The 23,305-nt window shown below is 67.5% G+C and carries 19 protein-coding genes; 10 read left to right on the top strand and 9 right to left on the bottom strand.

Features of this window, described 5'->3' with window-relative positions; translation table 11 throughout:
* Positions 1-188: 188 nt before the first annotated feature.
* Positions 189-926: an SIMPL domain-containing protein gene (locus tag AC0Z6F_RS18355; protein WP_046983566.1), complete on the bottom strand. Its 738-nt coding sequence runs from the start codon at positions 924-926 to the stop codon at positions 189-191.
* A gap of 129 nt (positions 927-1,055) precedes the next feature.
* Here AC0Z6F_RS18355 and AC0Z6F_RS18350 point away from each other — a divergent pair, with 129 nt between their 5' ends.
* The 4 genes from AC0Z6F_RS18350 to tldD are packed head-to-tail and all read left to right on the top strand — an operon-like array spanning position 1,056 to position 8,531.
* Entirely contained in the window at positions 1,056-1,664 is a 609-nt protein-coding gene (locus tag AC0Z6F_RS18350) for a Maf family nucleotide pyrophosphatase (protein ID WP_065724413.1), read from the top strand.
* Positions 1,657-3,144 carry a ribonuclease G gene (gene rng, locus AC0Z6F_RS18345; protein ID WP_006382134.1) on the top strand — a complete coding sequence of 496 codons (1,488 nt, stop codon included), beginning with the start codon at positions 1,657-1,659 and terminating at the stop codon, positions 3,142-3,144. The genes AC0Z6F_RS18350 and rng overlap by 8 nt, the downstream gene beginning before the upstream one ends.
* Positions 3,145-3,174: 30 nt before the next feature.
* A complete protein-coding gene (locus AC0Z6F_RS18340; RefSeq protein WP_485618111.1) occupies positions 3,175-7,026 on the top strand; it encodes a YhdP family protein in 3,852 nt (1,283 codons plus the stop codon).
* A gap of 59 nt (positions 7,027-7,085) precedes the next feature.
* On the top strand, positions 7,086-8,531 hold the full coding sequence (gene tldD / locus AC0Z6F_RS18335; protein WP_485618113.1) for a metalloprotease TldD: 1,446 nt from the start codon (positions 7,086-7,088) through the stop codon (positions 8,529-8,531).
* Between the two features lie 41 nt (positions 8,532-8,572).
* On the opposite strand, the gene yjgA is transcribed toward tldD, so the two are convergent.
* Positions 8,573-9,163: a ribosome biogenesis factor YjgA gene (gene yjgA, locus AC0Z6F_RS18330; protein ID WP_012511756.1), complete on the bottom strand. Its 591-nt coding sequence runs from the start codon at positions 9,161-9,163 to the stop codon at positions 8,573-8,575.
* 68 nt (positions 9,164-9,231) lie between these two features.
* Between yjgA and pmbA the strand changes: the two genes are divergently transcribed.
* Together pmbA and AC0Z6F_RS18320 are read left to right on the top strand one after the other, a co-directional pair.
* Positions 9,232-10,599, top strand: a complete 1,368-nt coding sequence (pmbA, locus tag AC0Z6F_RS18325; protein WP_485618116.1) for a metalloprotease PmbA — start codon at positions 9,232-9,234, stop codon at positions 10,597-10,599.
* 87 nt (positions 10,600-10,686) lie between these two features.
* Positions 10,687-11,058, top strand: coding sequence for a DUF4870 domain-containing protein (locus AC0Z6F_RS18320; RefSeq protein ID WP_012511754.1), 372 nt, complete (start codon positions 10,687-10,689; stop codon positions 11,056-11,058).
* 112 nt (positions 11,059-11,170) lie between these two features.
* On the opposite strand, the gene AC0Z6F_RS18315 is transcribed toward AC0Z6F_RS18320, so the two are convergent.
* The 5 genes from AC0Z6F_RS18315 to AC0Z6F_RS18295 all read right to left on the bottom strand — a co-directional run bounded on the left by AC0Z6F_RS18315 (position 11,171) and on the right by AC0Z6F_RS18295 (position 16,484).
* Positions 11,171-12,049: a polyprenyl synthetase family protein gene (locus tag AC0Z6F_RS18315; RefSeq protein WP_485618118.1), complete on the bottom strand. Its 879-nt coding sequence runs from the start codon at positions 12,047-12,049 to the stop codon at positions 11,171-11,173.
* Entirely contained in the window at positions 12,039-12,299 is a 261-nt protein-coding gene (locus AC0Z6F_RS18310) for an exodeoxyribonuclease VII small subunit (protein WP_010482975.1), read from the bottom strand. The genes AC0Z6F_RS18315 and AC0Z6F_RS18310 overlap by 11 nt, the downstream gene beginning before the upstream one ends.
* A gap of 36 nt (positions 12,300-12,335) precedes the next feature.
* Positions 12,336-13,622, bottom strand: a complete 1,287-nt coding sequence (gene tilS / locus AC0Z6F_RS18305; protein WP_485618120.1) for a tRNA lysidine(34) synthetase TilS — start codon at positions 13,620-13,622, stop codon at positions 12,336-12,338.
* 613 nt (positions 13,623-14,235) lie between these two features.
* Positions 14,236-14,778 carry a WG repeat-containing protein gene (locus AC0Z6F_RS18300; protein WP_485618128.1) on the bottom strand — a complete coding sequence of 181 codons (543 nt, stop codon included), beginning with the start codon at positions 14,776-14,778 and terminating at the stop codon, positions 14,236-14,238.
* On the bottom strand, positions 14,778-16,484 hold the full coding sequence (locus tag AC0Z6F_RS18295; RefSeq protein WP_485618122.1) for an alkaline phosphatase: 1,707 nt from the start codon (positions 16,482-16,484) through the stop codon (positions 14,778-14,780). Before AC0Z6F_RS18295 ends, AC0Z6F_RS18300 begins: the two co-directional genes overlap by 1 nt.
* Positions 16,485-16,638: 154 nt before the next feature.
* Here AC0Z6F_RS18295 and AC0Z6F_RS18290 point away from each other — a divergent pair, with 154 nt between their 5' ends.
* Complete coding sequence (locus AC0Z6F_RS18290; RefSeq protein ID WP_006381938.1) at positions 16,639-17,973, top strand: dicarboxylate/amino acid:cation symporter; 1,335 nt, start codon at positions 16,639-16,641, stop codon at positions 17,971-17,973.
* A 257-nt stretch (positions 17,974-18,230) separates the two neighbouring features.
* Here AC0Z6F_RS18290 and AC0Z6F_RS18285 read toward each other — a convergent pair whose 3' ends face one another.
* Both AC0Z6F_RS18285 and AC0Z6F_RS18280 read right to left on the bottom strand, forming a co-directional pair.
* Positions 18,231-19,004 carry a C40 family peptidase gene (locus tag AC0Z6F_RS18285; protein WP_041864571.1) on the bottom strand — a complete coding sequence of 258 codons (774 nt, stop codon included), beginning with the start codon at positions 19,002-19,004 and terminating at the stop codon, positions 18,231-18,233.
* Between the two features lie 131 nt (positions 19,005-19,135).
* Positions 19,136-19,675: a C40 family peptidase gene (locus AC0Z6F_RS18280; RefSeq protein WP_485618130.1), complete on the bottom strand. Its 540-nt coding sequence runs from the start codon at positions 19,673-19,675 to the stop codon at positions 19,136-19,138.
* A gap of 111 nt (positions 19,676-19,786) precedes the next feature.
* Here AC0Z6F_RS18280 and AC0Z6F_RS18275 point away from each other — a divergent pair, with 111 nt between their 5' ends.
* The 3 genes from AC0Z6F_RS18275 (at position 19,787) to gorA (ending at position 23,187) form a co-directional block, all read left to right on the top strand.
* Complete coding sequence (locus tag AC0Z6F_RS18275; protein ID WP_012511747.1) at positions 19,787-20,269, top strand: FKBP-type peptidyl-prolyl cis-trans isomerase; 483 nt, start codon at positions 19,787-19,789, stop codon at positions 20,267-20,269.
* 99 nt (positions 20,270-20,368) lie between these two features.
* Complete coding sequence (locus AC0Z6F_RS18270; protein WP_485618125.1) at positions 20,369-21,613, top strand: DUF418 domain-containing protein; 1,245 nt, start codon at positions 20,369-20,371, stop codon at positions 21,611-21,613.
* 215 nt (positions 21,614-21,828) lie between these two features.
* Positions 21,829-23,187 carry a glutathione-disulfide reductase gene (gene gorA, locus AC0Z6F_RS18265; protein WP_006381791.1) on the top strand — a complete coding sequence of 453 codons (1,359 nt, stop codon included), beginning with the start codon at positions 21,829-21,831 and terminating at the stop codon, positions 23,185-23,187.
* The last annotated feature ends 118 nt before the right edge of the window (positions 23,188-23,305 follow it).

Genomic DNA, 23,305 nt, shown 5'->3' with positions numbered 1-23,305 from the left:
TCAACGCACCAGGGCCGATGACGGGGTTGCCGCACGCGGCTGGCAGTGCATCAGTAGCGCGACGCGGCGGCTACTGCCTAGAGGCAGGGGGGCGATCGTTGGGCTGGCCTTCAGCCAGTGCCGGCCGCGGGCATGAAAAAAGGCGGATCCCCTGCGGGATCCGCCTTTGTCGGCAATGACGAGCGGGATCAGCGGCCCAGTTCGAACACCACATCCAGGTTGACCGAGACGGTCGACTCGCCCGGAGCGACCGGGGTAGCCTTGTCCATTGCGGCGCCGGCCGACATCGCCCGCATCATCGGCATCGGGCGGTAGCCGCCGCCGGCATTCTCGGAAATGCTGACGATGCGGCGCACCTGCAGGCCCAGCGACTTGGCATAGGTCTGGGCGCGGGCCTGGGCCTTCTTCAGTGCAGCCAGGCGGGCTTCGTCATAGACCGGTTCCGGCTGATCGATCTCGAAGCTGGGGCCGTTGATCTGGTTGGCGCCCTGCGCGGCCAGTGCGTCCAGCACCTTGCCGAGCTTGGCGATGTCGCGGACCTTCAGGCTGACCGTGTTGCTGGCCTGGTAGCCGGTGATCTTCGGCGCCTCGTTGTCGGCATAGCGGTACTGCGGGTTGAGGCTGACGCCGCTGGTCTGCACGTCACGCTCGGCAATGCCGGCCGCCTTGATCGCGGCCAGCACCTTGTCCATCTGCTGGGCGTTCTGGCGCATCGCGCTGTTGCCATCGGCGGCCTGGGTGACCACGCCGGCCGACAAGGTGGCCACGTCCGGCACGCGGGTGGCTTCGGCGTTGGACGAGATGTTCAGCAGGGTGCCTTCGGCCGGGGCGGCGATCGACGGCGACGACGGGGCAGCATGGGCGGTCATCGAGGTTCCAAGGGCGAGGGACAGGGCGAGCAGCAGCGGGGTGGCGGTCAGGCGCATGGGATCTCCTTGTTGTGCGGTGAGGGTGGTGTCGTAGCGATGAACGCGCTGTGAGCCTGTTCGGGGTTGGAAGCGTACCGCGAGGGGTTGCCGACGATTCAGGTGGCGGCCTCAGGTTATGCTGTGCCGATGCTCTATCTTGCTTCCCGCTCCCCCCGACGCAACCAGCTGCTGGCCCGACTCGGACGCCCCTTCCAGGCCCTGGACCTGGAGGTCGTCGAGCAGCGCGCGCCCGCTGAAAGCGCCGAACAGTATGTCTGCCGGGTCGCAGCCGACAAGGCACGTGCCGGCCTGGCCCGGGTGCTGGCCGATGACCCGCAGGCGCGGGTGCTCGGCTCGGACACCGAGGTGGTGCTGGACGGCGAGGTGTTCGGCAAGCCGGCCGATGCTGCCGACGCGCGGGCGATGCTGGCGCGGCTTGCCGGGCGTACCCACCAGGTGATGACCGCCGTGGTGGTGGTCGGCGCGGAAGGCCTGGACAGCGAGCTGGTCGTTTCCGAGGTGACCTTTGCCCCGATCGACAGCGCCGACATCGCCGACTACGTGGCCACCGGCGAGCCGCTGGACAAGGCCGGCGCCTACGCCATCCAGGGCGGTGCCGAGCGCTGGATCGAACATCTTTCCGGCAGCTACTCCGGTGTCATGGGGCTGCCACTGCTGCATACCGATCGTCTGCTGTCGCGCTGCGGCGTGCCGGCCACAACTGCTGATGCCGCCAGGGAGGCTGCCGATGTCTGAGGAAATCCTGGTCAATGTGACCCCGCGCGAAACCCGGGTCGCGGTGATCGAGAACGGCATGCTGCAGGAACTGCACATCGAGCGCGGTTGGCGCCGGGGTGTGGTCGGCAACATCTACAAGGGCAAGGTGCAGCGGGTCATGCCGGGCATGCAGGCGGCCTTCGTCGAGGTCGGGCTGGAGCGCGCCGCGTTCCTGCACGCCAACGACGTGGTACGGCCGGCGCCGGTGGCCAGCGCCGACACCGAAAACACCACGCTGCCACCGCCGTCCAGCGTGCCGATCGTCGAACTGCTGCGCGACGGCCAGGACATCGTGGTGCAGGTGGTGAAGGATCCGATCGGGACCAAGGGCGCGCGCCTGACCACCCAGATCAGCATTCCCTCGCGTTACATGGTGCTGCTGCCGCAGTCCAAGGTGGTGGGGGTGTCGGCGCGCATCGAGGATGAAGGCGAGCGTGCGCGGCTGAAGGCGCTGGTGACCGAGCTGTCGGCCCAGCATGGCGGCTACGGCTACATCGTGCGTACCAATGCCGAGGGCCAGCCGGCCGAGGCCATCGCCGAGGACGTCGCCTACCTGTCGCGGGTCTGGAACGTGGTCGAGCGTCGTGGCCGTGAAGCGGCCTCGTGCAGCAACATCTATGAAGACCTGAGCCTGCCGCTGCGTTCGGTGCGCGACCTGATCCGCAAGGATGTGGACAAGGTGAAGGTGGACTCCAAGGAGACCTTCGCCCAGCTGCAGGCCTTCGTGGCCAAGTACATGCCGGTGCTGGCCGAGAAGATCGAGCTGTACAGCGGCGATCGCCCGATCTTCGACATGTTCGGGGTGGAGGACGAGATCGGCCGCGCGCTGGACAAGCAGGTGCCGTTGAAGTCCGGTGGCTACCTGGTGATCGACCAGACCGAGGCGATGACCACCATCGACGTCAACACCGGCTCGTTCCTTGGCCAGCGCAACCTGGAAGAGACGGTGTTCCGTACCAACCTGGAGGCTGCGCAGGCAGTAGCCAGGCAGCTGCGGCTGCGCAACCTCGGCGGCATCATCATCATCGACTTCATCGACATGGACGATGCCGAGCACCGCCGCCAGGTGCTGCGCACGCTGGAAAAGGCGCTGGCGCGCGATCATGCCAAGACCACGGTGTACGACTTCTCGCCGCTGGGTCTGGTGGAGATGACCCGCAAGCGCACGGTGGAAAGCCTGGAGCGCCAGCTGTCGGAAACCTGCCCGCAGTGCAGTGGCCGCGGCACCATCAAGACCACCGAAACGGTGACCTATGAGATCTTCCGCGAGATCACCCGTGCGGTGCGCCAGTTCGATGCCGCGCGCCTGTTGGTGATTGCCTCGACCAAGGTGGTCGCGCGCATCACCGACGAGGAGTCTTCGGCGGTGGCCGAGCTTGAGGAGTTCCTCGGCAAGAGCATCCGCTTCCAGGCGGACGAGCAGTACCTGCAGGAGCAGTTCGATGTTGTGCTGCTCTGATCCAGGCCGACTGTCTTCTTCCGGTGGCCGATGAGCGCGCCGCCGCGCCTGCGACTGCGAAGGATCCGCCGTCATTTCATCGCCGCCTGCGCGGTTGGCCTGGTCGGGCTTGCACTGCTGGTGGGAACGCTCAGCCAGCTGCTGCCGCTGGCCGAGCGCCATCCTGAAAAGATTGCTGCGTGGCTGAGCGAGCGTGCTGGCCAGCCGGTCCGTTTCGATCAGTTGCAGACCGCCTGGACCCGGCGTGGTCCGCTGCTGCAGCTGAAGGGCCTGCGCATCGGCGCCGGGCAGGGCCTGGCCATCGGCGAGGCCGAAGTGCTGGTATCGCTGTACAGCGGCCTGCTTCCGGGCCGCTCGCTGACCGAGCTGCGCCTGCGCGGGCTGGCGCTGGACCTGCAGCAGGGTGAGGACGGGCGCTGGTCGGTACGCGGCCTGCCCCGATCCGACAGCGGTGGCGACCCATTGGACGCACTGCGCCGGTTGGGCGAGCTGCAGGTGATCGGTGGCCGTCTGGGCGTGCATGCCCCTGGCCTCGGCATCGACACCACGCTGCCACGCATCGACCTGCGCCTGCGCGTCAACGGCGAGCGCCTGCGGGTGGGCGTGCGGGCCTGGGCCCAGACCGATGCGCTGCCGCTGACCGCGGTACTGGACGTGGACCGCGCAGGCGGCAACGGCCAGGCCTGGCTGGGTGCCGACCCGGTCGATTTCCATGCCTGGTCGCCACTGCTGGCGGCCGGCGGCGTTCGCCTGCGCGAGGGCAAGGGCGAACTGAACCTGTGGCTGACCCTGCGTGATTTCGCGCCGGTGGCGTTGACCACCGATTCGGACCTGCGCGACGTACGCATCGACGGCGCGCCGATGCCGGAGCTGGCTGCACCGCAGCTGCAGCTGCAGCGCCTGCAGGCACGCCTGCGCTGGCAACGCCAGGCCGATGGCTGGGCGCTGCAGGTACCGCACCTGCGCTTGAAAACGGAAGAGGGCGAGCAGCAGCTCGATGGCCTGCAGCTGCAGGTCGGCAAGCAGCTGCGGATGAGCTCCGGTGAAGTGCAGGCCGGCACCGCGCTGCGCGCACTGGCGCTGAGTGACCGCCTTGACCCCGGGCTGCGCCGCTGGCTGTTCCTGTCCAAACCGCAGCTGGACGTCGCAGAGCTGCAGCTGTCCGGCGAGCGCGATGGCCCGTTGTGGGCACAGGGCGAGCTGCAGTCGCTGGGCTTTGCCAGCGTCGGTCATTCGCCTGGCCTACGTGGCCTTGGCGGACGCTTCGAGGGCGATGCCAATGGCTTCAGCCTGCAGCTGCAGCCGCAGCGCCAGTTGCAGTTCGACTGGCCGACCGGCTTTGGCGTGCGCCACGACCTGCATCTGGCCGGCCAGGTGGTGGGTTGGCGTGACGAGGGCGGCGGCTGGCGTATCGGCACCGCGGCGATGCGCGTGGAAGGCACCGATTACGCCGCTGACGTGCGTGGCGGGGTCTGGTTCCAGGGTGACGGCACCCGGCCGTGGCTGCAGTTGGCCGCCAAGCTGGACGATGTGCCGATGACCGCGGCCAAGCGCTTCTGGATCCACTCCAGGATGAGCAAGGGCGCCACCGACTGGCTGGACATGGCGCTGGCCGGTGGCCAGGTGCGTGGCGGCATCGGTCTGGTCAGCGGTGACCTGGACGACTGGCCGTTCGATAACAACGACGGTCGCTTTGAAGCCACTGGCCACATCACCAACGGCGACATCCGCTTCCAGCACGACTGGCCGCTGATGAGCCAGGTTGACGCCGATATCGCTTTCATCGGGCCGGGCTTCGACATGCGCGGGCGCGGTGACCTGGCGGGTGTGGCGGTGCAGAAATTCGAGGCGGGTATTCCCGACTTCGGCCAGCAGCCGCTGTATGTGCGCGCCGACACGCAGAGCGAGGCAGGCAAGCTGCTGGCGATGCTGCGGCAGAGCCCGCTGCACAAGGATTATGGCGACACCCTGGACAACCTGACCGCAGCGGGTCCGGCGCATGTGACCTTCGACCTGCTGCAGCCGCTGCATCACGATGAAGGTGGCGGCCACCTGCAGGGCACGGTAGATCTGGCGGGAGTGAAGCTGGTCGACAAGCGCTTCCAGTTGACCTTCGACAACATGCAGGGGCAGGCGCGCTACGGCAACGGTGGTTTCGGCGCCGAGGAACTGGCGGTGCGCCATCTCGGTCAGGACGGTCGCCTGAGCCTGCGGGCCGGCAGCTATGTGCACGACAGCAAACTGGCTTTTGAATCGCAGCTATCGGCCAACCTCGACGCCGGCGTGCTGATCGACCGCGCGCCGGAGATGGCCTGGCTCAAGCCCTACATCAGCGGTGTCTCGCCGTGGACCATCGCGGTCAACCTGCCGAAGGTCGCGCCTGGTGCACCGGCCCCGCCCAGCGAACTGCGGCTGAGCTCGGATCTGGTCGGCACCCGTCTTGACCTGCCGGCACCGCTGGACAAGCCCGCCGGCGAGCCGCTGGCGACCACGGTGGCCGCGCAGTTGCCGATGGGCGCCGGCCGTATCGATGTGGCCTTCGGCCAGCGTCTGGCCCTGGCCGCGCGCAGCCACAACAACCGCACCGGCGTGCAGGTCACCCTGGGCAGCGATCATGTTGACCGGGAGCCCCCGCCGAGCGGGCTGACCGTCAACGGCCGCAGCCCGACCCTGGATGCGCTGGAGTGGATCAGCCTGGCCCGCGGTGGTGACGACGATGATGCAATGCCGCTGCGTGCGGTGGATGTGCAGGTCGGCAAGCTGATGCTGATCGGCGGCGTCTTCGAACAGACCCGGCTGCAGCTGCAGCCCGGCCCGCAGGCACTGGACGTGCGCCTGGATGGACCTACGCTGGCAGGCCGTTTGACGGTACCCAACGCCGAGGGCGGCACCATCAGTGGCCAGCTCGACCGCGTGCACTGGCAGTCGCTGCCGCCGTCCCCCGGTGCTGCCGCGCCGGCGCGGGTACAGGCCGGTGCCAATGACATGGACCCGGCCAAGCTGCCGCCGTTCGCGCTGGACATCGCCGACCTCAAGTTCGGCAAGGTCGTGCTCGGCCAGACGGTGCTGCGTACGCGACCGCTGGGCAACGGACTGAACGTGGATGAGCTGCGCTTCCGCGCGCCGGACCAGGAAATCGACATCAGCGGCCGTTGGCTGGGCCGCAGTGGTGGCGCGCGCACTGAACTGACCGCGCAGGTGCGCAGCGAAGACCTCGGTGGACTCATGCAGAACCTCGACTACGGCGGCCAGCTGCGCGGCGGCTCGGGCCGGGCGCAGTTGCAGGCGTCATGGAGCGGCGGTCCGTCGGACTTCCAGCTGGGCAACCTGCAGGGCACCCTCGATCTGCATGCACGCAATGGCCAGCTGCTGGAGCTGGAGCCGGGTGCCGGCCGCGTGCTGGGCCTGCTCAGTGTCACCCAGTTGCCGCGGCGCCTGATGTTCGATTTCCGCGACTTCTTCTCCAAGGGCTTCGCGTTCAACCAGATCGACGGCAGCATGCAGTTCGGCCAGGGCATGGCACGTACCGACAAGGTGTTGATCGAGGGCCCCGCGGCGAACATCACCATTCGCGGCCAGGCCGACCTCCGCAACCAGCAGTTCGACCAGACCATCGACGTCAACCCGCGTGCCGGCAACCTGCTGACCGTGGTCGGTGCGGTGGCCGGCGGGCCGGTGGGCGCTGCGCTCGGTGCCGCCACCAATGCGGTATTGTCCAAGCCACTGGGCGAAATCGGCGCCCGCACGTACAAGGTGACCGGTCCATGGAAGGAGCCGAAAGTGGAAGTGATCGAGCGCAGCCGCGACAAGACTCCGCCGCCCGCGCCGAAGCCGGCACCGGCCATTCCGCCGACCGTCACCGACCTGCCGCGCTCGCGCTGAGCGTGGCCCTCCTGTTCACGGGGCTTGCCTGAGCGCCCCCGCATCCCCAGATCGAGACCATGACTGATACCGCCCTGACGCTTGCCCAAGACCGCCTGTTGCGCCCCGGTGGCCTGGATACCGCTGGCCTGGAGCGCACCTTCGGCCAGTTGCTCGGCCCCGGTGTCGACTTCGGCGACCTCTATTTCCAGCACGCCCGCCGCGAGAGCTGGAGCGTGGAGGACGGCATCGTCAAGGACGGTGCCCATTCCATCGAGCAGGGCGTGGGCGTGCGTGCGATTGCCGGGGAGAAGACCGGCTTCGCCTACTCCGATGACATCCATGCCGACGCGCTGCTGGCGGCGGCGCAGTCGGCGCGTGCGATCTCGCGTGAAGGCGGTGCCCAGTCCGGGCGGTCGCTGCTGCGCGGCAACGCGCGCGCGCTGTACCCGACCCTGGACCCGATCGACAGCCTGGGCAACGAGGCCAAGGTCGAGGTGCTCAAGCGCCTGGACGGCTACCTGCGTGCCGCCGACCCGCGCGTGAAGCAGGTGATGGTCAGCCTGTCCGGCGGCGTGGACACCGTGCTGGTGGCCCGCACCGACGGCGTGCTGGGCGCAGACGTGCGCCCGCTGGTGCGCCTGAACGTGCAGGTGATCGTCGAGCAGAACGGCCGCCGTGAATCGGGCTATGCCGGTGGCGGTGGCCGCTATGGTTATGAAGAACTGTTCGCCGAGGGACGTCCCGAAGCGTTCGCCCGCGAGGCACTGCGCCAGGCGCTGGTGAACCTGGACGCGGTGCCGGCGCCGGCCGGTGTGATGCCGGTGGTGCTCGGCCCAGGCTGGCCCGGCGTGCTGCTGCACGAAGCGGTCGGCCACGGTCTGGAAGGTGACTTCAACCGCAAGGGCACCAGCGTCTACGCCGGTCGCATCGGCGAGCGCGTGGCCGCCCCGGGCGTGACCATCGTCGACGACGGCACGCTGGATGGCCGCCGTGGCTCGTTGAACATCGACGATGAAGGCCACCCGACCCAGTGCACCACGCTGATCGAGGACGGCATCCTGGTCGGCTACATGCAGGACAGCCTCAACGCACGGCTGATGGGCATGGCGCCGACCGGCAACGGTCGCCGCGAATCGTTCGCGCACCTGACCATGCCGCGCATGACCAATACCTACATGCGTGCCGGCCAGCACGATCCGCAGGAGATGATCCGTTCGGTGAAGAAGGGCCTGTACGCGGTGAACTTCGGCGGCGGCCAGGTCGATATCACCAGCGGCAAGTACGTGTTCTCGGCCACCGAGGCCTACCTGATCGAGGATGGCCGGATCACCGCGCCGGTGAAGGGCGCGACCCTGATCGGCAACGGCCCGGAAACCATGCAGAAGGTGCGCATGGTCGGCAACGACCTGGCCCTCGACGAGGGTGTGGGCATCTGTGGCAAGGACGGCCAGAGCGTGCCGGTGGGCGTCGGCCAGCCGTCGTTGCTGATCGAAGGCATCACCGTCGGCGGTACCCAGGCCTGAGCCGGGCGATGGCCAGCGCCACCGCCAGGCCCGGCGGGGACTCAGTCCTCGTCGCTGGCGTCGGCCGTGTCGTCGGCCTCGACCTCGTCGTCGCTGGCCTTCAGGCCCAGCGCGGCCGGCAGCATCAGCGTACGCAGCACCTGGAAGATCTCGCGGTAGGCGCGCGGCGGCTTGTTCTTGGCCTTTTCGGCCTGGGCGTTGCGTACCAGCGTGCGCAGCTGCTGGCGGTCGGCCTGCGGGTAGTCATCGAGCAGTGCGGCCAGCGCCTTGTCGCCCTCGGCAAGCAGGCGTTCGCGCCAGTCTTCTGCACGGTGCATCATCGCCACTTCGCGGCGGCCGGTCTCACTGTTGGCATCCAGCGCATCGCGGATCGCATCCAGGGTGGCATCTTCTTCGCGGCGCATGTGCTTGGCCAGGAACGCCAGCTGGCGCTTGTGGGCGATGTGGGCGGTGATCCGCTTGCACTCGGCGATGTGCGGCAGCAGGTCTTCCGGAACCGGCAGGCGCGCCAGCTGGGCCGGGGTCAGCGACACCAGCTTCTCGCCCAGGGCCAGAACGTCGAGCGCGTCGCGCCGGTTCTGGCTGCGGCTCTTGTCATGGAATTCACCGGTTTCTTCGTCGCGTCCGCGCATCGTCCATACCTGATTTCAAAAAAAGTCGCCCGGCGTGATGCCGGGCCCAACCTGTACAGGATAAAGCATTGAACGTGATCGCCCCTGAAGTCGCCGTCGGTGACGACAGCCCGGCCCGGCTGGAACGGCTGGCCGACCTCTCCCAGCAGCTGCTCGACCGTGCCCGCGCGCTCGGCGCCAGCCAGGCCGAGGTCAGTTGCAGCGAGGACCGTGGCCTGGAGGTCAATGTGCGCCTCGGTGACGTGGAGACCGTGCAGTCCACGCGTGACCGCGGTATCGCCGTGACCGTCTATTTCGGCCAGCGTAAGGGCAGTGCCAGCACCGGCGACCTGAACGAGGCCAGCCTGGCGGCCACCGTCGAGCAGGCCTGCGCGATTGCCCGGCATACCGAGGACGACCCGGCCGCCGGGCTGGCCGAGGCTGTGCTGATGGCCACCGACTTCCCGGATCTGGATGCCTGGCATCCGTGGGCGCTGCAGGCCGATGAGGCCGTGGACCTGGCCCTGGCCTGTGAAACCGCCGGCCGCGATGCTGACGCGCAGATCCGCAATTCCGACGGCGCCTCGGTGTCGAGCATGCAGAGCCTGTCGGTGTATGCCAATTCGCATGGGTTCATCGGCCGTGAGCGCGGCACCCACCATTCGATCGGATGTGCGCTGATCGCTGGCCAGGGTGATGGCATGCAGCGCGACGGCTGGTACACCGGTGCGCTGGCCCGTGAAGATCTGGAGGATGTGGGCCTGGTCGGACGCCGTGCCGCCGAACGCACCGTCGCCCGCCTGCAGCCACGGTCGCTTTCCACCGGCAGCATGCCGGTGCTGTTCGCCCCGGAAGTGGCGCGCAGCCTGGTCGGCCATCTGCTCTCGGCCGTGTCCGGCGGTGCGCTGTACCGCCAGGCCAGCTTCCTGCTGGACAGCGTCGGCCAGCAGCTGTTCCCGGACTGGATGCAGATCGAGGAACTGCCGCACCTGCGCCGTGGCCTGCGCTCGGCCGCCTTTGACGGTGATGGTGTGGCTACCCGCGCCTCGGCCCTGGTCCGCGACGGCGTGCTGCAGCGTTATGTGCTGGGCAGCTACTCGGCGCGCAAGCTGGGCCTGCAGACCACCGCCAATGCCGGCGGCGTGCACAACCTGCAGCTGGCCGCCAACGCCGGTTCCCTGCAGGAGATTGCCCGGCAGATGGGCGACGGCCTGCTGGTGACCGAGCTGATGGGGCAGGGCGTTAACGGGGTGACCGGCGACTACTCGCGGGGGGCTGGCGGCTTCCGTGTCGAGAACGGCGAGATCCAGTTCCCGGTGGACGGCATCACCATTGCTGGCAACCTGCGCGAGATGTTCCGTTCGATCGAAGCGGTCGGCAGCGACGTCGACCCGCGCTCGCACATCCGCACCGGCTCGATCCTGTTGGGGCGGATGACCATCGCCGGTAATGATTGATGGCGTCGATGGCGTAAGCTATGCCCGCCTGACGCAACCAGCTTGGTGCTGGTGGGTCAAGACCACCCAATGAAAAGGAGTTTTGTCGTGAGCGAATTCGATAACGTCCCGCCGCCGCCGGTCACCACCGATGTGCCGGCCGACCAGCGCACCATGGCCCTGGCTGCCCACCTGCTGGGTATCTTCACCGGCTTCATCGGCGCGCTGATCATCTGGCTGATCAACAAGGACGATGCTGCCAAGTCGTTCGTCACCGACCAGGCCAAGGAAGCCCTGAACTTCCAGATCACCGTGACCATCGCCATGGTCATCAGCATCATCCTGATGATCGTGATCATCGGCGGCATCCTGGCCCCGATCGTCGGCATCATCAACCTGGTGTTCTGCATCATCGCAGCGGTCAAGGCCAACAACGGTGAAGCGTACCGCTACCCGTTCACGCTGCGCCTGATCAAGTAAGCCCGGCTGCATGCTGAAACGAAAACGCCCGGCACTGCCGGGCGTTTTTGCTTGGCGGTAGCGCCGGGCCATGCCCGGCGAGCGCGCAGCGCGGCAGCATCACCGCCAGCGATCAGTGATCGCGTTCCACCGCCAGCGTCGCCAGCGCACGCAGCGCGTCGGCTTCCTCGCCATAGTCGGCCAAGGTGGCCTGCATGCGGGCCGCGAGTTCGCGCAGCTGGGCCTTCGCACCGTCCATGCCGAGCAGGGCGGGGAAGGTACTCTTGTCCTGCGCCTGGTCCTTGCCCGCGGTCTTGCCCAACTGTTCGGAACTGGCTTCGACATCGAGGATGTCGTCACGCACCTGGAAAGCCAGGCCGAGCGCATCGGCGAAGCTGTCGAGCTGGGCGAGCTGAGGTTCGTTGGCCTGGCCGCACAGCGCGCCCATGCGCACCGCCGCGCGAATCAGTGCGCCGGTCTTCAGTGCGTGCATGCGGGTCAGTGCCGCCAACGTCTGCTGCTGGCCGGTGGCATCGATATCCAGCGCCTGGCCGCCGCACATGCCGGAGGCACCGGAGGCATGCGCCAGGGTCTGCAGGCAGGCCACGCGCAGCGTTGCCGGCAGCGGAGCATCGGCCAGCAGACCAAAAGCACGAGTCTGCAGCGCATCGCCGGCGAGGATCGCGGTGGCTTCGTCGAAGGCGATGTGGGTGGTCGGCTTGCCGCGGCGCAGGGCGTCGTCGTCCATGGCCGGCAGGTCGTCATGCACCAACGAATAGGCGTGGATCAGTTCGACTGCCATCGCCGCCGCGTCCAGGCTTTCCGGCTGCGCGCCGAACAGCTGGCCGCTGGCATACACCAGCAGCGGGCGCATGCGCTTGCCGCCGCCGAGCACCGAATAGCGCATGGCCTGGTGCAGGCGCTGTGGCGCCTCGGCCGGCGAGGGCAGGGCGGCGTCGAGCTGGCTTTCGATACGGTCGCGCCAGCGCGCGAACAATGCCTCAGCCGTCATGGCTGGGCGGGTCGAAAGGTTCGGCGGCTTCCGGCTGGGCGGGGTCGCTGAGCAGGCGCACGCGCAGTTCAGCCTGCTCCAGCGCCTGCTGGCACTGGCGGTACAGGCCCACGCCGCGTTCGTAAGCACTGAGCGAAGCTTCCAGGCTCAGCTCGCCGGTTTCCATCTGCTCCACCAGCTGCTCCAGCGATTCGAGCGACTGCTCGAACTGGGCGACCGGGGAGGCGTTTTCGGGGGACTTCTTGGCCATGCGGCAAGTGTGGACGGGCCGCGCGCGGGGGTCAATTCACCAGCCGCCCGGCCGCCACTGCAGCTGCGCGTCATGCGCCTGCAACCAGGCCTGCAGCGGTGCGGCGATGACCACGTCGGCGGCGGCCAGCAACTGCGGGCCATCGAAGATCAACGGCAGCTGCGCGCGTCGCCACGGCGCAAGATGTTCGCGCTGCAGGCAGTCCTTCAGCGCGTGCGAATGTTGGCGTCCGGCCAGCTGGATGCGCTCGCCACCCATGCGTGCACGCACCTGCAGCGGGCGTTCGAAGGCAGCGATGCCCTGCAGGCGCAGCTGGCCACCGTCGGGCAGGGGCAGCGGCGCTCGCCCGTCCCATTCGGTCTGCCAGTCGTTCGGCAGCACGGGAAGCTGCGCGGGCAGCAGGTAGGCATGGTCGCGCCATTGCTGGATCGCGTGATCGTGCCAGCACACGCGCGCCTGGCGATCGTTGTCGGCCGGCAGCAGTTCGTCCAGTGCCTGCTGCAGCACCGTGGCCGGCAGCGGTGCAGCACCGTGGCCAACCACCCAGGCACGCAGCACACGCGCGGCGCGGCCCGTCGAGACCTGGCGCAGCAGCTGCAGCGACAGCACGCGCGGTGCCACTTCCAGATGCGTGATCAGTTCCGCGTCTTCTTCATCCAGCAGGTCCCGCGTCTGCCTGCAATGCAACGCGCTGCCCGCCAATGCGCTGGCCGCATGAGGCCAGCGCTGGCGCAGCAGTGGCAGCACCTGCAGGCGCAGGAAATTGCGATCGGCGTGGTCATCGCCATTGCTGGGGTCTTCGATCCAGCGCAGTGCGTGCTGGCGGGCATGGTCGAGCAGGATGCTGCGGGGCACCTGCAGCAGTGGTCGCCACAGGCGGTGACCGTCGAGCAGGCTGTCGGCGGACATCGCCGCAAGGCCGTCGACGCCGGAGCCACGCAAGGCGCGCAGCAGGAACGTTTCGGCCTGATCGTCCTGGTGCTGCGCCAGCGCCAGCGTTTCGCCCTCGCGCAGTTCGGCCGCGAACGCCGCCCGCCGTGCCTGCCGGGCCGCACCTTCGAGGCCCAGGCCCAATGTGTGGTCGATCTGCACGCGGTGTACGGCCAGTTCGATGCCCAGTGCTATGCACTGTTGTTGGCAGTGCAGTACCCACTCGTCAGCTGCAGCTTGCAGGCCATGGTGGATGTGCACCGCGCGCAGCGGGGTACCGGAGGCCTGTGCGCAGCGCCACAACCAGTGCAGCAGCACGGTCGAGTCGACACCGCCGCTGTAGCCCACCAGCACGGGCGCATCCAGCGGAACAAGGGCAGGGAATTCACTCACGGCGGCAAGTATAGGGTTGGTCGGCAGGGCTGCGCCCTGCACCCGCAGACGCGCAAGCAACGGCAACGGCCGAAGCAACAGCAGAAGCGGGTTTCCTGAGGGTAGGCGGGGTGGGTCCGGTTGCGGGGGACGCTGCAAGTACGTCCATGTAAGCTCGGTCGCCGCTTGCTCGTGTGCGCAGTCCTGCGCACACGGCAAGACCGGGGTTGGGCGTCCTGCCCAACCCGCCCGAGGCATGCCTCGGGCCCATGCGGCTCACGCCCCCGCAACCGGACCCACCCCGCCTTCGACAGTGTCCTGCGATCTGTTGGGCATGCTGATGGGGTCAGATCCGTTTTCCGCAGGAAAACGGATCTGACCCCGGATTCAATTCGATATCTGACAGATCTGATCCACGCATGGCGTGGATCTACCGGCCGCCGGAAAACTGTCGAAGGCGGGGCACTGTGGGTTTGCGGGGTGTGAGCCGCATGGATGCGGCGATCAAGGCTACATGGACGTACTTGCGCCGTCCCCGCAAACCCACAGTGCCCCGCCATCCCACGGAATGCACGCTGTTGCTTCGGCTGTTGCCGTTGCGTCTGCAGGTGCAGGGCGCAGCCCTGCCGAAAACCTACTTCACTCGACGACCCTTGCGGTCGATGCGGAACCAGTCGCCGCCTTCCATCGGCGTGTGGCCATCGCCATCCGGCGTGCCACGCCGGCAGCCATTGCAGACTTCAGCCACGCCATCCTGGAATGGCCACGCAAAATCGAAAGTGCCTGGTACCGTCTGCTGGAACTTCAGATCGAAGTAGGCCACGCGATTGCCAACGCGCCCGCGCAACAGGCCTTCCTTCGGTGTCTCCGGGCCGTTGTCCCAGGTGATCACCGGCAGGCTGCGACCCTTGCGGTTGACGTAGTGGAAGCCTTCGCCTGCGTACACCACGGCCAGGCCATGATCGTCGTACGGCAGTTGCGCCAGGATGTCCCGGCTGATCTGCGGCCGGCCGTTGGCGACCTCGCAGCCCGGCAGCATCCAGAGACCATGTTCTTCGGTCATGACCTTGCAGGCCGGTCCCTGCGCCAGCGCGCTGCCGCTGGCCAGCACGCCGAGCAGGACCAGCGACCGCGCGAGGCGGCCGCTGGCGGGGGCAGGGCGTGCCGGCCACACCATCACTTGGCCTCGGCCTTGCGCTCGAAGACGGTCGGCGCCGGCAACTGCACCGGCACGCCCTTGTCATCGCAGGTGCCGGCCTGGCACAGGCGCTCGCGCAGGGCCGGGGTGGCCTGCACGATCATGTGGTAGATCGCGTTCTGTTCCAGCGTGCCGCGGATCGCCTTGCTGCCGGGGCCGCGGGCCCAGATGCCGACGTCCTCGCCACCGTGCGATTCGGACTTCATCGGTACCAGCGCTTCCTGCATGTAATCGGGGTGCTCGGTATCGACCTCGCGCAGGTTCGGGCGGCCATTGGCCGGCTCGAACGTGCTGGGATTGTGCGGATAGCGTTTGGTGCCAGCCGGCTGCTGGTTGCTGCTGCCGGTGTGGCCCGGGCCGTTGGCGTAGCTCAGCGTGGTGTAGGGCTGGCCGGTGCCGTCCAGCGCGTAGTCCAGCTTGCCGGCGCCGTCTTCGCCGCCCTTGTCCTTCACCTTGCCCAGGATCGGGTTGCCGCGCGCCGGGTAGCCGACGAAGTTCAGGGTGTGCGAGTGGTCGGCGGTGACAATGATCAGGGTGTCATCGGCCGAAGTCAGTTCGTTGGCCACGCGCACGGCGTCGGACAGCGCCACGGTCTCGGTCAGCGCCCGGTAGGCGTTGCCGCTGTGGTTGGCGTGGTCGATGCGCGCGCCTTCGATCATCAGCACGTAGCCTTCCTGGTGCTTGGCCAGGTTCTTGATGGCTGCCGCCGTCAGTTCGGCCAGGCTCGGCTCACCGCCCGGATCCTGCGGGCGCTCGTACTCGTAGCGCATGTGGTCCGGCTCGAACAGGCCAAGGATGGCCGGCGCGTTGGCGGCGGCGGCCAGCTGCTTGCTGTTCCACACGTAGGCACCCTGCGGGTGCGCCTGCTGCCATTCCTGCACAAGGCTGCGGCCATCCAGGCGCTGGCCGACCTTGTCGTCGTATTCCGGATCGCGCTCTTCCACGGTGGTGAACTCACCACGGCCACCGCCAAGGGCGACCAGCGGGCCACGGCCATAGCGCGAGGTCGACAGCAGCTGCTGGGCGATGTCCTTGCAGCCGGCCGCCTTGGCCGCTTCGGTCAGGTCGGTGTCGTTTTCCCAGTTGCGCTCGGGCGAGTGCGCGTAGGTGGCGGCCGGAGTGGCATGGGTCAGGCGCGCGGTGGACACCACGCCGGTGGCCAGGCCGGCGCTGTCGGCCAGCTGCAGCCAGGTCAGCAGTCCCTTGGACAGGCTGTCGGCGCAGTCGGTGCGGGTGCCGGCGCTGACGCCGATCGCGCCCATGTGGGTCTTCACGCCGGTGGTGATGGCGGTCATGGTGCCGGCCGAATCCGGGGTCTGCGAATCGGTGTTGTAGGTCTTGCTGAAGGCCGTGGCCGGGAAGCGCTCCCAGGACAGCAGGTTCTCCTCGCCCGAGCCGCCCTTCTGCTGGCCTTCGTAGATGCGCGAGGCGGCTACGGTGGTCAGGCTCATGCCGTCACCGAGGAACAGGATGACGTTTTTGGCCTTGCCGGACATCGCGCCGTTGGCTGCCGCCTGGGCGGCGCCACTGCGGTACCACCACTGCGGGGTCTCGCCGGCCGGATGGGCGACAGGATCGACAGCGACCTTCAGGCCGGCAGGGGCGGACGCGGGGGCGGTGCTGGCGCAGGCGCCCAGCAGCAGGGTGGTGGCGCAGGCGGCCAACAGGGAGACGGAACGGCGCATGGACGCTGGGATCTCACAAACTGTAACGGGACGTTCATTATGCCCGCCCTCGCAAGGCACGCCGATGACACACTGATTTGCCCGCCCGGCGGTCGTTCTGCGGGCCGCCTTGGGCTATCGTGCCAGCATCCCTTCCTTCCCCTCTGGATTGCCTATGAAGCTGGTCTCTGCCTGGCTGCGGATTCCATTCTGGCAGCGCGTGGTCGGTGGCTTCGTGCTTGGCGCGCTGGCCGGCTGGGCGCTCGGCCCGGCTGCTGAAACCTGGTTCGGCCCGCTGGGCGAGCTGTACGTCACCCTGATCAAGATGATCGCGGTGCCGCTGGTGTTCTTCGCGGTCATCAACGCGATCTCGTCGCTGCACGGCCAGAAGTCGGTCGCCGCACTCAGTGGCCGCACCTTCCTGTGGTTCGTGATCACCGCCGCGCTGGCGGTCTGCGTCGGCCTGGGCGTGGGTACCGTGCTGCAGCCCGGCGCCGGTGGCCTGCAGCTGTCGATGGCCAGCAACTACGTGCCGCGCGAAGTGCCCAGCGTGGTGCAGGTGCTGCTGGACGTGGTGCCGGCCAATGTCTTCTATGCGCTGTCCGGCATCGGCACCAAGGTCAATGCGGCGGGTGAGACCGTGCTGGCGGCGGGCCGTGGCTCGATCCTGCCGGTGATCTTCTTCGCCGGCCTGGTCGGCTTTGCCATCGTCAAGCTGGGCGAAAAGGTGACCGAGGCGCGCAAGCTGGTCGGGCAGATGAGCGACATCATGATCCAGGTGACCCGCTTCGTGCTGGAAGTCACCCCGATCGGTACCTTCGGCCTGATCGCCGGCCTGGTCGGCAGCTATGGCTTCGAGAAGCTGCTGCCACTGGGTCATTTCGTGCTGGCGCTGTACGTGGCCTGCGCGCTGCACATCGTGGTGGTCTACAGTGCACTGCTGCTGGCGCACGGACTGAACCCGCTGAAGTTCTTCCGTGGGGCGGCGCCGGGCATGCAGGTGGCCTTCGTCAGTTCGTCCAGCTTCGCTGCGATGCCAGTGGCGCTGCGTTCGATCACCCACAACCTGGGCGTGAACAAGGACTACGGTTCGTTCGCGGTACCGCTGGGAGCCAGCATCAAGATGGATGGCTGCGGCGCGATCTACCCAGCGCTGTGCGCGGTGTTCATCGCGCAGTACAGCGGTGTGCCGCTGACCCCGGAACAGTACGTGGTGGTGCTGATCGCCTCGGTGCTGGGCAGCTTCGGCACCGCCGGTGTACCCGGCACGGCAGTGATCATGGCCACGGTGGTGCTGAGCGCAGCCAACCTGCCGCTGGAGACCATCGGCTACCTGTATGCCATCGACCGCATCCTCGACATGATGCGCACGATGACCAATGTGACGGGCCAGATGCTGGTGCCGGTGATCGTGGCCAAGGAAACCGGGCTGCTCGACCAGGCGGTGTATGACAACCCGTCCAGCAATGTGGGTGTGGACGATCCTGATCCAACACCGCCACGCGCCTGAGGTTGCGTTGAGATGAAAGGCCCGCCCTGACCGGCGGGCCTTTCGTTTGGGGGATGGCGGACGCGTTGCCGACCAAGGCGGCCCCCGGTAGATCCACGCCAAGCGTGGATGAAGGCAGTGCCGACCAAGGTCGGCACCCATCTGACAGAGGGTCGACCGGCATCTGCCTACCCGTCATTGCGGGCCCAACAAAAAAGCCGCTGCAGGGCAGCGGCTTCTTGTCTCTCAGGCGGCGCCGTGGCGCCAGCGAGGTCAGATCAGAGATCGACCCGGCGGGCCTGCATGAACTTGTTGCCCCAGTAGCCACTGAGCAGGGTATCCACGCGCACATCCTTGCCGGAGCTCGGGGCGTGCAGGAAGCGGCCATCACCGACGTAGATGCCGACGTGGTCGACGCGGCCCTTGCGGCCGAAGAACACCAGGTCACCAGCGGCCAGCGCGGTGCGGTCGTTGATCAGTTCGGCGTTGTCATCGTGGGCCATCTCGCGCGATACGCGCGGCAGCTCGATGCCCAGGGCCGAGCGGAACACGTAGCCGACCAGACCGCTGCAGTCGAAACCGCTGTCCGGGTTGCTGCCACCCCAACGGTACGGGGTGCCCAGCAGGGTCATCGCGCGGCGCAGCAGCGACTGCACCTTGCCGTTGTCGGCGGCGGTGCCGACAACGCTGCCATTGGCGGCGCTGCTGGTGTCGTAGTTGGCGAGCAGGCGGCTGAGGTCGCCGGCCACCACGGCCGAACGGTCCATCAGCGGAATGGTGTCATTGGCGGCCAGGTGCGGCAGCAGGGCGGCCAGCGTGGCACTGGCGGCGGCATCGACGCGGCTGCGCTGAGGAGCGGCAGCCTCGGCCTTGGCGGCCGGGCGGGCGGTGCTCTCGGCCGCGGGGGCCGGGGTCACATCGGAGCGGGAGGGAACAGTCTGCGACCAGGCCGGAAGGCTGGTCAGACACAGCGCCAGGCCCATCAGCAGAGGGCGGGCACTACGCGAAAATGCGGCGGTCTGGCCTTGGCACGTCTGGTCTTCAGTCGTCACGCGTCGGTCACAGGAAAAAAACGATGGGGCATCATGCCCTGCGAACGCCTCTAAAAGTTAAAAATTCCGTTATAAAACCGTTATTTTTATGGTGATGGACGTCACAGTTTTGAACATATCGCCTGTTCAGTTTAGCGAAGAACACGTTTCGCGCCGGTGTAGTGGTCTTTCCAATAGGGCCCGCTGAGCGAATCGAGACGAACCGTACCGCCGGTGCTCGGTGCGTGCACGAAGCGTCCTTCACCTACATAAATGCCGACATGGGTGACGCTGCCGCGGCTGCCGAAGAACACCAGGTCACCCGTGGCCAGGCGCTGCGGATCGATCTTCGGGCCCTGTACCGCGGCCAGGTCGCGCGAGGTCCGCGGCAGCTTCAGGTCCAGCATCTCGCGATAGACGTAGGCGACCAGTCCGCTGCAGTCGAAGCCCGAATCAGGCGTGTTGCCGCCATAGCGGTAAGGCGTGCCGACCAGGCTGATGGCGCGCATCAGCACCGAGTTGGCGGCCTCGGGATTGTCCGGCACCGTCTTCGGCCAGTTCGCCGAGGGCGGTGGTGGGGCCGGGCGCGTGGCCTTGCCGCCGCCACAAGCGCTCATCAACAGGGGCAGGGCCAGCAGCAGGGCCGGGGCGAGGAGCCGGCGCGGGCCGGACGAAACTGGCGTGATCTGCATGATCTCCGGATAATGCGCCACCTTGGATTGGCCGTCATGATGGCGGCGTCCCCGCCGGGCGACAACCCGCCCCAACCCGCCTGCCTCCGGCAGATCCATACAGAGTTGCGCATGAAGATCGAAAAAGACCGCGTTGTCCGCTTCCACTACACCGTTTCCGAAGCCGGCCAGGAGCCGATCGAATCGTCCAAGGACCGCGGCGAGCCGCTGGCGATCCTGATCGGCCACGGCAACATCATCCCGGGCCTGGAAAACGCCATGATGGACAAGGAAGCCGGTGCGACCTTCAATGTCGACGTCAAGGCGGCCGACGCCTACGGCGAGCGCCGTGATGGCCTGTCCCAGCGCGTGCCGAAGAAACACTTCGGCAACACCAAGCTGGTCCCGGGCCAGCAGGTTGTGCTGCAGACCAACTTCGGCCCGCGTGCGGTGACCGTGCAGAAGGTCGGCATGAGCGTGGTCGACGTTGACCTGAACCACCCGATGGCCGGCAAGGACCTGCATTTCGACGTCGAGATCGTCGACGTGCGCGAAGCCGGCAAGGAAGAGCTCGACCACGGCCACGTCCACGGCGACGGTGGTCACCAGCACTGATCGCAGCGCGATCGTGATGGCTGCAACGGCCCGCTACGGCGGGCCGTTGCGTTTGTGGAACACGGCGCGGCCATCCATGGCGCGCAGGCCGGCGGCATAATGGCGGACCTGCCCGACGGATCCCCCGTGAACGCCGCTTCTCCTTCCCTGCAGCCGGTGGCTTCCGGCGAACGCATCGCGGTGCTGGACATGCTGCGCGGTGCCGCGCTGCTGGGCATCCTGCTGATGAACATCGAGGCCTTCAGCGGACCGCTGGATCTGGCCTTTACCGGCATCGACGCGCATTGGCAGGGCATCGACTACTGGGCCGATGCCTTCGTCTACGTGTTCGTGCAGGGCAAGTTCTTCACTCTGTTCTCGCTGCTGTTCGGCGCCGGCTTCGCGGTGATGTCACGGCGCGCTGAAGTGGCCGGGCGTGGGTTCACTCCGTTCTACCTGCGCCGCAGCGCCGGACTGCTGTTGATCGGCCTGTGCCATGCGCTGCTGGTCTGGTCCGGCGACATCCTGGTGATGTACGCATTGGTGTCGCTGCCGTTGCTGGCCTGCCGCGAGGCGCCGCGCAGCTGGCTGCCATGGGTGGGCGTGATGCTCTATCTGGGCGGTGTGGCGATGATGCTGCTGGTCGGCGCGATGGTATCGATGGCCTCGGCCGAGGATGTGCAGAAAATGCTGGCTGAGGCGCAGCAGAGCATCAATCTGCAGCGGCAGGTGTACGGGCACGGCAGCTGGATGCAGGCCAACGTGCAGCGGTTGAGCGAGTTCGGCACGTCGATGGGTGCGCTGCTGATCACCGGCCCCGAAGTGCTGGGCATGTTCCTGATCGGCAGCTGGTTCGCCGGCAGCGGTGCGCTGGCGGCGCCGGAGCGCTTCCCGCGGCTGTACGCGGTGCTGCGCTGGATTGCGCTGCCGCTGGGCCTGTTGATCACGTTGATCGGTGTTGCCTGGAAGCCGTACCTGGTGCCGGGCGCCTACGACCTGCCGGTGACCGCGACAATGGCACTGGTGACGGTTGGCGCGCTACCGATGTGCTTGGGCTACCTGGCGTGGATCGTGCACTGGCGTACGCGGCTGGGATGGCTGGCGCCGGTCGGGCGCATGGCGCTGACCCATTACCTGGCGCAGTCGCTGGTCTGCACGCTCCTGTTCTATCACTACGGCTTGGGATGGTTCGAGCTGATGCCGCGCAGCGTGCAACTGCTGTCGGCGCTGCTGCTGTTCGCCACCCAGGTGGTGATCAGCCGTCTCTGGCTGCGCCGGTTCCGTTTTGGTCCGATGGAATGGCTGTGGCGAGCGATGACCTACCGGCAATGGCCGGCGATGCGACGCGATGCCGGGCAGGGCTGATCGATGCCTGCCACACACGCCGTTGACCGTGATCGCCGCCGCCATCTGCGCAGCTGCCGCAGGTCATCGGTGGCGTCAGTTCACGTCTGGCCTGCAGTGGGCCGTGCCATGCTCGATATCAGCATGAGTGCCGGCACCGGCCGGCTGATCGCCGATCCTGTCTGCGACCGTCCACCCGCGATCGATCCTGCCCCCTACCGACCCGAGCGATTCCGATGAGCACTGCACCCTATGATTACGACCTGATCGTCCTTGGCGGCGGCTCCGCCGGCCTGGCTGGCGCGATCCGCGCCGCACAGCACGGCAAGCGTGTGGCGATGCTGGAGCCGGGCGAACTGGGCGGGACCTGCGTCAATGTCGGCTGCGTGCCGAAGAAGGCGATGTGGCTGGCAGCCGACCTGCACGAGCGCATCGGCCTGGCCAGTGCGATGGGCTTCGATGTAAAAGCGCGCCCGGCGCTTTCCTGGAAGGAACTGGTGATCCATCGCCAGGCCTACATCAGCAACATTCACACCAGCTACCACAAGCGCCTGGATGAGACCGGCGTGGTGCGTATTCCAGCGCGTGGCCATCTGCTGGATGCGCACACCGTGGCCTGTAGCGATGGTGTGCGCTACAGCGCCGAGCACATCCTGATCGCCACCGGTGCGCACCCGTTGCGGCCCGACATTCCGGGTGCCGAACTGGGCCTGGTCTCCGACGATTTCTTCGATCTGCGCGCGGCACCTGCCGAGGTCGCGATCATCGGGGGGGGGTACATCGCGGTGGAACTGGCCGGCCTGCTGCAGGCGCTGGGCAGCCGCGTGAGCCTGCTGGTGCGCGGCAAGCGATTGCTGGAGCGCTTCGACTACGAGCTGACCGATCAGTTGGCCGAGAACCTGAAACAGCAGGGCGTGCGCATCCATTTCAACTACCGCCTGCGCGAACTGCAGCGCGATGGCGAACGGGTGCGTGCGTTCGGCCATGACGGTCCGCTCGACAACGTGTTCGATGCGGTGTTCTTTGCCACCGGGCGTCGCGGCAACAGCCGTGATCTGGGCCTGGAAGCGCTCGGCATCGGCATTGGCGAACACCAGCAGGTGCAGGTGGACGAATGGCAGACCACCAGCGTGCCGAGCGTGCACGCGGTGGGTGACATCGCCGGCAAGGTTGGCCTGACCCCGGTGGCGGTGGCCGCATCGCGGCGGCTGATGGACCGCCTGTTCGGTGGCCGCCCGCAGTCGAAGATGGATTACGAGAACGTGGCCAGCGTGGTGTTCTCGCACCCGCCGCTGGGCGCGGTGGGCATGAGCGAAGAAGAAGCACGCGCAGGCTTCGACCAGGTGAGCGTTTACCACAGCCGTTTCCGCCCGATGCTGCAGGCGCTGGCCAATGGCACCCAGCGCAGCCTGTTCAAGATGGTCTGCGCCGGCCCGGAAGAACGCGTGGTCGGCATCCATCTGCTGGGCGAGGCCGCGGATGAGATCCTGCAGGGCTTCGCGGTGGCGGTGAAGATGGGCGCGACCAAGGCCCAGTTCGACGACACCGTGGCGATCCACCCGACCTCGGCCGAGGAAGTGGTGCTGATGCGCTGACCTGCGATTGTAGAGTCGAGAAACAACCGACCTTCCCCCGGAAGCAAACGAAAACGGGCCTAACCCCCAAAAAGAGAGTGCAACCCCCCCTCGAACACAACCAACCCCCCAACCTCCC

It is taken from the genome of Stenotrophomonas sp. 1L-E-5-B-C3, assembly GCF_057292075.1.
The sequence above is the reverse complement of the archived record's forward strand: the minus strand, read 5'-3'. Positions and strand labels throughout refer to the sequence as shown.

Excerpts from the sequence above, each read along its gene's own strand:
- AC0Z6F_RS18355 (WP_046983566.1), bottom strand. The coding sequence starts at position 926 with ATGCGCCTGACCGCCACCCCGCTGCTGCTCGCCCTGTCCCTCGCCCTT.
- AC0Z6F_RS18350 (WP_065724413.1), top strand. The coding sequence starts at position 1,056 with ATGCTCTATCTTGCTTCCCGCTCCCCCCGACGCAACCAGCTGCTGGCC.
- rng (WP_006382134.1), top strand. The coding sequence starts at position 1,657 with ATGTCTGAGGAAATCCTGGTCAATGTGACCCCGCGCGAAACCCGGGTC.
- AC0Z6F_RS18340 (WP_485618111.1), top strand. The coding sequence starts at position 3,175 with ATGAGCGCGCCGCCGCGCCTGCGACTGCGAAGGATCCGCCGTCATTTC.
- tldD (WP_485618113.1), top strand. The coding sequence starts at position 7,086 with ATGACTGATACCGCCCTGACGCTTGCCCAAGACCGCCTGTTGCGCCCC.
- yjgA (WP_012511756.1), bottom strand. The coding sequence starts at position 9,163 with ATGCGCGGACGCGACGAAGAAACCGGTGAATTCCATGACAAGAGCCGC.
- AC0Z6F_RS18315 (WP_485618118.1), bottom strand. The coding sequence starts at position 12,049 with ATGACGGCTGAGGCATTGTTCGCGCGCTGGCGCGACCGTATCGAAAGC.
- AC0Z6F_RS18310 (WP_010482975.1), bottom strand. The coding sequence starts at position 12,299 with ATGGCCAAGAAGTCCCCCGAAAACGCCTCCCCGGTCGCCCAGTTCGAG.
- AC0Z6F_RS18300 (WP_485618128.1), bottom strand. The coding sequence starts at position 14,778 with ATGGTGTGGCCGGCACGCCCTGCCCCCGCCAGCGGCCGCCTCGCGCGG.
- AC0Z6F_RS18295 (WP_485618122.1), bottom strand. The coding sequence starts at position 16,484 with ATGCGCCGTTCCGTCTCCCTGTTGGCCGCCTGCGCCACCACCCTGCTG.
- AC0Z6F_RS18290 (WP_006381938.1), top strand. The coding sequence starts at position 16,639 with ATGAAGCTGGTCTCTGCCTGGCTGCGGATTCCATTCTGGCAGCGCGTG.
- AC0Z6F_RS18280 (WP_485618130.1), bottom strand. The coding sequence starts at position 19,675 with ATGCAGATCACGCCAGTTTCGTCCGGCCCGCGCCGGCTCCTCGCCCCG.
- AC0Z6F_RS18275 (WP_012511747.1), top strand. The coding sequence starts at position 19,787 with ATGAAGATCGAAAAAGACCGCGTTGTCCGCTTCCACTACACCGTTTCC.
- AC0Z6F_RS18270 (WP_485618125.1), top strand. The coding sequence starts at position 20,369 with ATGGCGGACCTGCCCGACGGATCCCCCGTGAACGCCGCTTCTCCTTCC.
- gorA (WP_006381791.1), top strand. The coding sequence starts at position 21,829 with ATGAGCACTGCACCCTATGATTACGACCTGATCGTCCTTGGCGGCGGC.